The organism is Fontimonas sp. SYSU GA230001 (assembly GCF_040066175.1).
GTDB lineage: Bacteria > Pseudomonadota > Gammaproteobacteria > Nevskiales > Nevskiaceae > Solimonas.
In genome coordinates, this window is sequence record NZ_JBEAAM010000010.1 from 130,362 (window position 1) to 139,795 (window position 9,434).

At 68.4% G+C, this 9,434-nt stretch carries 8 protein-coding genes; 1 reads left to right on the plus strand and 7 read right to left on the minus strand.

The genetic code is table 11. The features are described 5' to 3' along the window. Nucleotide 1: 1 nt before the first annotated feature. The 3 genes from AAG565_RS06820 to AAG565_RS06830 are packed head-to-tail and all read right to left on the minus strand — an operon-like array spanning nucleotide 2 to nucleotide 1,943. The gene (locus AAG565_RS06820; protein ID WP_348818811.1) at nucleotides 2-475 is read right to left on the minus strand and encodes a cupin domain-containing protein; all 474 of its coding nucleotides are present in this window, start codon (nucleotides 473-475) and stop codon (nucleotides 2-4) included. Then, on the minus strand, nucleotides 472-1,167 hold the full coding sequence (locus AAG565_RS06825; RefSeq protein ID WP_348818812.1) for a glutathione S-transferase N-terminal domain-containing protein: 696 nt from the start codon (nucleotides 1,165-1,167) through the stop codon (nucleotides 472-474). The genes AAG565_RS06820 and AAG565_RS06825 overlap by 4 nt, the downstream gene beginning before the upstream one ends. Beyond that, the gene (locus AAG565_RS06830) at nucleotides 1,164-1,943 is read right to left on the minus strand and encodes a dienelactone hydrolase family protein (protein WP_348818823.1); all 780 of its coding nucleotides are present in this window, start codon (nucleotides 1,941-1,943) and stop codon (nucleotides 1,164-1,166) included. The genes AAG565_RS06825 and AAG565_RS06830 overlap by 4 nt, the downstream gene beginning before the upstream one ends. Nucleotides 1,944-2,087: 144 nt before the next feature. Here AAG565_RS06830 and AAG565_RS06835 point away from each other — a divergent pair, with 144 nt between their 5' ends. Then, nucleotides 2,088-3,047 (plus strand): helix-turn-helix domain-containing protein, encoded by a 960-nt coding sequence (locus tag AAG565_RS06835; RefSeq protein ID WP_348818813.1) that lies wholly within the window; start codon nucleotides 2,088-2,090, stop codon nucleotides 3,045-3,047. Between the two features lie 82 nt (nucleotides 3,048-3,129). Here AAG565_RS06835 and AAG565_RS06840 read toward each other — a convergent pair whose 3' ends face one another. The 4 genes from AAG565_RS06840 to tsaD all read right to left on the minus strand — a co-directional run bounded on the left by AAG565_RS06840 (nucleotide 3,130) and on the right by tsaD (nucleotide 9,287). Beyond that, nucleotides 3,130-4,119, minus strand: coding sequence for a flavin reductase (locus AAG565_RS06840; protein ID WP_348818814.1), 990 nt, complete (start codon nucleotides 4,117-4,119; stop codon nucleotides 3,130-3,132). Nucleotides 4,120-4,181: 62 nt separating this feature from the next. Beyond that, nucleotides 4,182-6,107, minus strand: coding sequence for a DUF1302 family protein (locus tag AAG565_RS06845; RefSeq protein ID WP_348818815.1), 1,926 nt, complete (start codon nucleotides 6,105-6,107; stop codon nucleotides 4,182-4,184). A gap of 88 nt (nucleotides 6,108-6,195) precedes the next feature. Then, a complete protein-coding gene (locus tag AAG565_RS06850) occupies nucleotides 6,196-8,097 on the minus strand; it encodes a DUF1302 family protein (RefSeq protein ID WP_348818816.1) in 1,902 nt (633 codons plus the stop codon). A gap of 161 nt (nucleotides 8,098-8,258) precedes the next feature. Then, entirely contained in the window at nucleotides 8,259-9,287 is a 1,029-nt protein-coding gene (gene tsaD / locus AAG565_RS06855) for a tRNA (adenosine(37)-N6)-threonylcarbamoyltransferase complex transferase subunit TsaD (protein WP_348818824.1), read from the minus strand. Nucleotides 9,288-9,434 lie beyond the last annotated feature (147 nt).

Here is a 9,434-nt window from a genome sequence, read left to right on the forward strand (position 1 = left end):
TTCAATAAGGACGGCCGTCGCGGCGGCTGAACACCCAGCCGCCGGCGGCGTTCTTGCGGCACGCCAGGTCCACGTCCGAATAGCCGACGGTGTCGGCCGGATCGCGGCTGCCGATTTCGAGATAGCGCGCCGGGTGCGCGCTGCGGTTGACGAGCTGATGGCCGTCGCCGCTGCCGGCCGGAAAGCCGGCGCACATGCCGGCGGTCAGGGTCTGCTCGCCGGCGTCGGTGCGCAGCACGACTTCGCCTTCGAGGATGAAGACCATCTCGTCCTCGTGCGAGTGATGGTGGCGCAGCGAGGATTCCTTGCCGGGATGGAGCGTCGTCAGGTTGACCCCGAAGCGCGTCAGGCCCAGTGCATCGCCGAGCGCGCGCTTCTCGCGCGGCAGCACGCGCGGATGGAACACCTCGGGATAGGCCGACGCGGTGCGCGGCGTCACGGTGGCAGGATCGAGTGCGGGGAGCTGGAGTGTCATGACGCCTCCTGGCGCGCATGGGGGCGGGGGTCGAAGTGCAGCGGCGTGCGGCGGGCCGAGTCGCGGACGCCATAGTCCCGGGCAAAGCCACGCAGACGCGGGTACGGATCGAGCGCGACCGTCGGCAGGAAGGCCAGATGCTCGATCAGGCAGTACAGCGACACTTCCAACAGACTGACATCGCGCGGGGTCGGCAGTCGGCCGAGTGCGTCGTCGAGCCGGGCATCGAGCCAGGCCAGGGCCGCGGCCAGCCCGGTGCGGATCTTGACGAAGAACGGGTTGTCCGCCGGAAGCTGGTTCACGGCCAGACCGACCCGCAGCTGCACCTGGGCGGCCATCGCGTGCCAGACCAGTTCCTGGGCGTTGCGCAGACGCTCGTCGCGCAGCTGCTCGGTCAGCACGATGCGCGGATCGCCGATGCGGCCGGCCCGCTCCACCAGATGCCGGCAGATGTGTTCGGTGCCCCACAGCGCGGATCCGCCGACGCGCAACACCGGCACGCGCAAGGCCGGATTGCCGCCGTAGTGCGCCGCATCGAGCCGGGTGAGGTCGTGCACGACTTCGAGTTCCAGCGGCAAGTCGAGTTCGTGCGCCAGCATCCGCACGATGCGGGTGTAGTGCGAGCTGCTGCGCCCGATCAAGCGCAGCGCGCCCGCGGCCGCAGCGCCGGGCCGGTGGTCCGGCCGGTTCACGGCAACACCCGGTCCGTGCCTTTCAGGCGCCGTTCCAGAAAGGCGAGGATCTCGTCGCGCGCGGCCAGGGTCGGATGTCCGGCCGCGTCCACCAGATGCGCCGTCACCACACTGTGCGGGCAGGCGACGATGCGCGCGAAGAACGGCGGCGGCTCGGAATGCGCCGCGGCATCGGGCAGCTCCCGCGCCTCGAAGCGCGGACCGAGCGCTGCACCGTAGGCGGCGAAGCGTTCGGCCCGGCAGTGCCGATCCCCTTCGAAACGGAAGGCCAGCACGCTCAGGTCTTCGCGTTCGAGGCGCTGGCGCACCCGGGCCAGTTCCTCGTGCGGCATGTTCAGCGCCGCGGGCGCATCCATCGGCAGGGACGGCTGGCAGACCACCGGCGCGCGCACGGCCGGCTCCAGCATCAGGGAAATGGCGAAGTTGCCGGTGAAACACATGCCGATGGCGCCGACGCCGGCGCCGCCGCATTCGTCAAGCGCCTGTCGCGCGAGCCCGCGCAGCCAGTCGAGCACGGGACTGCTGCGGTTGCTCATCAGGCCGCGGAAGTCGGCGTGCACGCAGGTCTGGCGAAAGACCTGGACACCCTCCTCCGCGCCGGGCACTGCGCCGTCACGGCCGAACAGCGACGGCATGTACACGGTGAAGCCGGCCGCACACACCCAGCGCGCGAAGCGCGCCACCTGCGGGCTGATGCCCGGCATCTCGGTCATGACGATCACGGCAGGACCGTGGCCGGCGACATACACGCGCCGGGTGACGCCGTCGATGGCGATCGCCGGGGATCGTCCCGGTTCGGGTCGTGATGGGCGGTGCAGGTCGGCACGTTCGGGCTCCGGTCGCGCGGATGGCTTGTATTGCAGCCGAGACGCGCGCACAGTGGCAGTGTCCGATTCGACATTTGTCGTGCGTTATCTGCCATGACGGATTTCACGGTCGTCGTACCGGAGCGCGCCTTTGCCGCGAGCGTGTCGGTCACGCTCGACATCCTGCATGCCGCGCGTGCGCTGGCGCCCCGCTGCGGCGCGGCCGCGCCGCGCTGGCGGCTGTGCTCGCTGCACGGCGGCTCGGTCCGGCTACAACGTGGCGTCTCGGTCGAGACCGCGCGGCTGCCCAGGTCCGGACGCGATGCCTCGGTGTGGATCGTGCCGGCACTGGGGATGGACGAGCCGGGCAGCCTGCGGCGGCGCCTCGACGAACCCGACGCCGGCGAGATCGCCGCGCGGCTGCGGCGGCATGTCGTGCGCGGTGGCCAGGCCGCGGCCTCGTGCTCGGCGGTGTTCCTGTTTCAGCGCGCGGGCCTCCTGGCCGGGCGGACGGCGACCACCGCGTGGTGGCTGGCGCCGCTGCTCTCCCGGCTCGAACCGGAGTGCCGGGTCGATGCCGACCGCATGATCTGCGAGGACGGCGGCGTGGTGACCGCGGGCGCCGCGCTGGCGCAGACCGATCTCGTGCTGTACCTGCTGCGTCGCCGCTGCGGCAACGCCCTGGCCGAATCCGTGAGCCGCATGCTGCTCATCGACGGCCGCGAAGCACAGGCGCCGTTCATTGCGCCGGCGCTGCTGGCGGCCGGCAACGCGCTCGTCGCGCAGCTGACCACCCGGATCGAATCGTCCCTGCCCGCGGTGCCGACGGTCGCCGCGCTCGCCGCCGAACGCTGCATGAGCGAACGGACCCTGGCGCGCCACGTGCGCCGCGCCACCGGCAAAAGTCCGCTGGCCTTGATCCAGAGCGTGCGCCTGCAGCGCGCCCGTGCTCTGCTCGAACACAGCCGCATGCCCATCGAGCGCATCGCCGCCGAGGTCGGCTATCAGGACCCGACGGCGCTGCGACGGCTGATGAAGAAATTGACCGGAACCACACCGAGCGCCTACCGCTGACACCACGGCGCGCCGCCGCGGCGCGCGATCGCGGGCGGTCAGCGCCGGCGAAGGACTTGGCGGGCGTTTCCCGGGCTTGCGCTCAAGTCTCGCCGCGGCCCCACAGCGCCGCCGCCTGCGGATCGATCACCGTCAGCAGGCGGTTGAGCAGCGACTTGAGCACGACGGCATCGGCGTGACCGAGGCGTTCGAGGACCTGGGATTCGACCGCCTTGGCCGCGGAGATCAGGTGCAGCGCGCAGCCGCGACCGGCGTCGGTGAGCTCGTAACTCGCACTCGAAGTCGATGAGGCCGGCGACGCCACACGCGCGAAACCGCGCTCGACCAGCGCCCTGAGCGCGTCCGCGCTCTGCTCGTCGAGCACGCCTTCCATGCCGGCGGCTAGATCCTCGGCGCTCATCAGTGGCTTGAGCGTCAGCGAGGCCAGCACGTAGAACTCTTCGTCACTCAAGCCGGCTTCGACCAGATGCGGGCGGATCTGCGCAAAGAAGCGGAAGTGGCTGCGACCGAGCAGATAGCCGAGGAAATCCTCGCCGAAGCTGCCGGCCAGATGCGCGCTGCGCGGCTTGGCCTCGGCGGGATCGCGCCGCGTGGCGTGCGCGTACCGGCCGCCGTGGAACACCAGTGGCGCGGTCTCGTCGCGGTCGAAGGCCAGCACCTCGCCGATGAAGATGACGTGGTCGCCGCCCTGGTACTGCGAGGCGGTGCGGCACTGGAAACGCGCGGCACAGCCTCTGAGCAGGGGAATGCCGCCGATGCCGGCATCGAGCTCCAGCCCGCTGAACTTGTCCTCGCCGCGGCGGGCGAAGCGCGCCGACAGCTCCTGCTGCTCGGCGGACAGCACGTGCACCGCCCAGTACTCGGCCTTGCAGAACGCGTCGAAGCTCAGCGAGCTGTTGGCGAGACTCCACAGCACCAGCGGCGGATTGAGCGACACCGAGTTGAAGCTGTTGACCGTCATGCCGAGCGGCGTGCCGTCGGCAGCACGCGCGGTGATGATCGTGACCCCGGTCGCGAAGGCGCCGAGCGCCCTGCGGAACTCCGTGGGGTCGATGGGTGCGGTGGTGGTCATGACAGAAGCGATATCCCTCCGGGGGACGTTCGGACGCACGCCACTGCCGCCATGCAGGGACGTCACAGGTTGTACTTGATGGACAGCGTGGCGTAGTCGCGGTCGGATACCGGGTGCGACGGGATCGGACTGTCCTTGACCGTGGCGCTCGACTTGCCCATGAACCAGTTGTAGGCGATGGCGATCTCGAGGTTCTGCAGGTATTGCGCCGTGATGCCCAGCGACGCACGCATGTCGCCTTCGCCGAACAGCGAGCCGAAGGTGCCGGCCGTGGATGCCTGACCGTCCACCGCGTGGGCGAACGAGATCGGCGTGCCCAGATCCCAGCCGGCGACCACGTTGCGTCCCTTGGGCAGCATCAGCAGCTGGTAGGCCCAGGCCTTGTCGTCGTAGAACATGACCTTGCCGTCGCCGCGCGGCTCCTGGCCATTGAAACGCTGGATCGGTTCGACGTCGGCGACATAAAGATAGGCCGCCTCGCCGACGATGGCGACTTCGTCGTAGAACCAGAACTTCGGATTGGCGACGTAGAGCGACGAGATGTTCGCCTGATAGGTCTTGGCCGGGCTGAAGACCGGGCTGAGCACGCCCGAGATGTCCGCCGCGACCGACACGTCGATGCCGTCGCGGTAGATCAGGTCGCCGGCGAAGTTCAGGCCGAGCAGCGTCGTCGTCCAGCTGCCGGCGATCATCGTGATGTCGCCGAAATACTTGACGTTGTAGCTGACCGGCACGCTCTGGTTGATGAGCTGCGTGGTGACCGGCTGGCCGGTGACCGGGTTGTCGCCGATTCTCGCGTAACCGAAGTTCAGGTTCACCGTCGGATTGTGGTTGTGGTACTTGATGTAGTACGCACCCAGGCTGGTCGTCGGCGTGACCTGCGCCTTGATGCCGGCGCCCCATTGCCCCTTCTTGCCCGGCCGGATGTCTTTCTCGCGCGGCACGTCGATCGTGCGCGGCGCGTTGATCAGGCCGCCGCCGGCGCCGCCGCCCAGGCCGCAGATCAGGCTCGGATCGAAGGGCAACCCGGGAATCGAGAACAGGCCCGGACAGTTGTCGCCGTAAGCCGGGTTGCCGGAGCCGTAGGCCAGCTCCGCGCCCGGACCGACGACGTCGGCCACGGAAAAGAAATCGCCGACCGGGAAGACTTCGCTCGGCTTGTAGTCGAGCTGGTAGTAGCCCATCAGCGAAAAGTTGTAGCCGATGGCGATGGTGCCGGAGACCTGGTTGACCGGCAGCAGGATCTCCTTGATCTCGGCGCCGGGAATGAAGGCCTTGGTCGCGTCGAACGGCCCCTGCGCGCTGACGATGCCGGGGAAGAACAGGCTCTCGCCCCAGGCCACCAGGTGTTTGCCGAAACGGACGTTGACGGCGATATCGTCGGTGATGAAGAAGTCCGCGTAGGCATAGGCTTCGAGCAGCCGCGAACGCTCGCCGTTGTAATAGACCGCGCCGTCGGAGAACTTGTTGTAGGCGCAGTTCTCGCGGTCCGCGGAACAGGCCAGCGTGTTGGGAGCGTAGTCGTTGGGGTCGTCCGGATTGACCGGATCGCGGTCGGTGTCCTCATGGAAAACCCAGTCGTAGAATCCGTTGCCGCTGACCAGCAGGCCGAAGTTGTCGCGGCGCAGCTGCACTTCGTAGAACGCGCTCAGGCGGTTGTTGACCGGGCTGTAGCGGTCGAAGTTCTTGTTGCCGTCGTCGAAGTTGATCGTCGAGGGCAGGCCGGTGTGGCCGAAGCCGATCACGCGGTTGAAATCGTCCGGCTGCGGATAGACCACCGACTGGAAGTTGTCCACTTCGCCATCTGACAGGGCGCGCGAGCGCTCTTGCATGCGCACCGCCAGGCTGTAGGTCGTCGTCAGCTTGTAGCTGCCGTCGATGCCGAACGGCAGGTCGAACGATCCGGCCCCCGCCGGTGCGCTCAGCGCCGCGATGCCCAGCGCCATCAGCGTCCGCAATGCTTGTCCCGCGTTCGACAGCCGCGCCATGGAAACTCCCCCAGTCGTTATGGACTCCCTCCCTTGCAAAACTAGAGGCGGGGCGCCGGCGCAGCATCACCCGAATTGATTAGCTTCGCTAGAACGCGTACTTGGCGGTGAAGGCCATCATGTCGCGGTCGGCGTAGGGGCGCTCCTTGAAATCCGGCCGGCCGAGGAAGGCGCTGAGGCTGACGCCGAGCTGCAGCTTCTGCAGCCAGGTGAAGTTGAAGCCGATGCCGGCGCGACGGTCGCCCTCGCCCATCAGCGAACCCAGGCCCGAAGCGAAGGCCGAATGCCCGGCGCCGACGCCGGCATAGGTCACCGGCACCTGCAGATCCCAGCCGTTGAAGATGTTCTTGTAGTCGATCAGCGCGAGGAAGGAGTAACCCCAGGCATCACGCGTGTTGGTGAGTTCGGTCGAGCAGCTGGTCGGGCCGCAGGCCGGATCGACGTCGCGCACATGCACGTAACCGAACTCGCTGACGAGGGTGAACGAGTCCCAGAATCCGGTCGGGCCGACCGTGTAGAGCCCGGACAGCAGGCCCTGCAGCACCCGCGCGCGCGTCGGCGTCGGCACCGGGCCGAGCAGGCCGCCATCGACATCGACCAGCACATCGACGCCGTCGCGGTAGATCGCCTCGCCGCCGAAGTTGATGCCCAGCAGCGTCGTCGAGAAGCTGAAGGCCGACAGGTCGATGCCGTCGAAGTAGCGGATGTTGTAGGTCACCGGCACCTGCAGGCCGAGCGCCTGCGTGGTCAGCAGCGGAGTCTCGTCGGTGCCGAGCAGGGTCGCATAACCGTAGTTCTGCACCGGCGCGGGTGTGGTGTTGTGGTAGCGCAGCTGGTACAGGCCCAGGGTCGTCTCCGGCGTGACCTGGTACTTGAGACCGACGCCCCACTGGCCGTAGTCGCTGGGCCGCTTGTCCGGTCCGCGTCTGACGTTGATGTAGCGCGGCGCGCCGGGCTGCTGGATCTGGCCGACCGGCAGGCTCACGTCGGGCAGCAGCGGATCGAGCACGTTGAACACCGTGCCCAGCACGCCGGTCAGCTGCTGCGCCGGCAGGTTCGGCGCCATCAGGCGCAGGATCAGGTCCAGGGCCTCCGGCACGTCGTCGGACAGCAGGTTGACGTCGGCGAGATTGGCCAGGTACAGCGGGTTCTCGATGCCCCAGATGAACTCGGCGCCGGGCCCGACGACGTCCGAGACCGAGAAATACTCGCCGACCGGATTGAGCTCGACCGGCTGGTATTCCAGCTTGTACTGCGCGAGCAGGGTCCAGTCGTAATTGATCGCGAGCTGCATCGACACCTGATTGACCGGCAGCAGGATGCTCTTGACGTCGGCGCCGGGCACGGTGGCCTTGGTGGCGTCCGCCGGCGACTGCGCGAGCGCGACGCCGGAAAAGAACAGGCTCTCACCCCACGCGGCGATGTGGCGGCCGATGCGCAGGTTCAGCGCGGCGCTGTCGCCCAGGTACCAGGAACCATAGGCATAGGCATCGAGCACGCGCGCCCGGCGACCGGCGCGGTACTCGGCGATGTCCGAGAACTCGTTGTGCGGGCCTTCGGTCTTGTTGATCGTCTCCGGCGAATCGTTGTCGTTGCGGCGATGGTAGGGATCGTCGTAGAAGGCATCGCCGCGCAGCAGCAGGCCGTATTCGTCCTTGATGAAATGCAGCTCGCCGAGCAGCGTCAGGCGGTTGTTGACGACGGCGTCGTCGGCGAAGTTGCGATCGCCGTCGTCGTAGTTCGCCGATTCGGGCACCTTCAGGTAGTCCGGCAGCGGGATCTCGGCGCTCGGCGGAGAGTCGATGATGCCGGCGTGCGGCGCCTTGAGGCGTACCGCGTAGGCATAGGCCGCCTGCAGCTGATACTGCGTGTCGAGCCCCCACAGGTCGAACGAACCGGCATGGACCGCCGCCGGCGCCAGGACGGCGGACAACAGCACGGTTTTCGACACGCGCACGCGCGCGTCGCGAGTCCTGCGCCTGGCAGCCATCGCGTCTCCTCATCGTGATCAAGCGGGTATGGCCGCATGCTAGGCGCAGGATCGCGCTTCTGCGTCACCCGAAATGACGAACGCGCGCGCGAAAAGACGACCGATTTTCGAATCCGTTCGGTGCGGGATTTCCTACACGGGCAATGCCCGCGGACGCCGATTCAGTCCGCGGCGCGCGGCGGTGCCAGATCCGCGAGCGTCCAGCGCGGCGTCGCGAACAACTGCCCACCCGGTGCGACGCCATCGCCGCGCCGCACCCAGCCGGTGTAGGCGACCATCGCCGCGTTGTCGGTGCAGAACTCGTTGCGCGGAAAGAACAGTGCGACATCCCGCCGCCGGGCGAAGTCCTGCAGCTTCTCGCGCAGCCGGCGGTTGGCGCCGACGCCGCCGGCGACCACCAGCCGGCGCAGGCCGGCCGCCTCCAGCGCGCGCGCGACCTTGATCGTCAGGGTATCGGTCACGGCTTCCTGGAACGCCCAGGCCAGATCGGCCTTGTCCTGCTCCGAAGCCTCGGACGGCAAGGCGGTCAGCACCGCGGTCTTGAGCCCGCTGAAACTGAACTCCAGCCCGGGCCGGTCGGTCATCGGTCGCGGAAACCGGAACCGGCCGTCCTTGCCCTGCTCCGCCAGGCGCGCCAGATGCGGGCCGCCGGGATAGGGCAGGCCCAGCAGCTTGGCGGTCTTGTCGAAGGCCTCGCCGACCGCGTCGTCGAGGCTTTCGCCGAGCAGCACGTAATCGCCGGGTCCACGGACCGCGACCAGCAGAGTGTGGCCGCCCGACACCAGCAGGGCCACGAACGGAAAGTCCGGTGCCGGGTGTTCCAGCATGGGCGCGAGCAGATGCGCCTCCATGTGATGCACCGGGATCAGCGGCAGGCCCAGGGCGGTCGCCAGCCCGGCCGCCACCGAGGCGCCGACCATCAGCGCACCGATCAGCCCGGGGCCGGCGGTGTAGGCGACCCCGCCCAGTCCCGCTGCTTCGACGCCGGCATCGTTCAGCGCCTTGCGCACCAGGCCGCTGATCCGCTGCACGTGGTCGCGCGATGCCAGCTCCGGCACGACCCCGCCATACTCGGCATGCAGCCGGACCTGGCTGTGCAGCACGTGCGCGAGCAGGCCACGCCGGCCGCAATAGACGGCGGCGGCGGTTTCGTCGCAGGAAGTCTCGATGCCGAGCACCGGCTTGGGCATCACGGGGGACGAGCACATGGCGGCATTTTACGGGCGCGCGGCCAGGGAAGTCCTTTCCAATCCAGAGATGAGCCTGAAGGGTGGGTCTGAGTGAGGGGCTGTCAGGCGGCGGGACGCTGGGCTTTGCTGATGGAAAGGAACAACTGA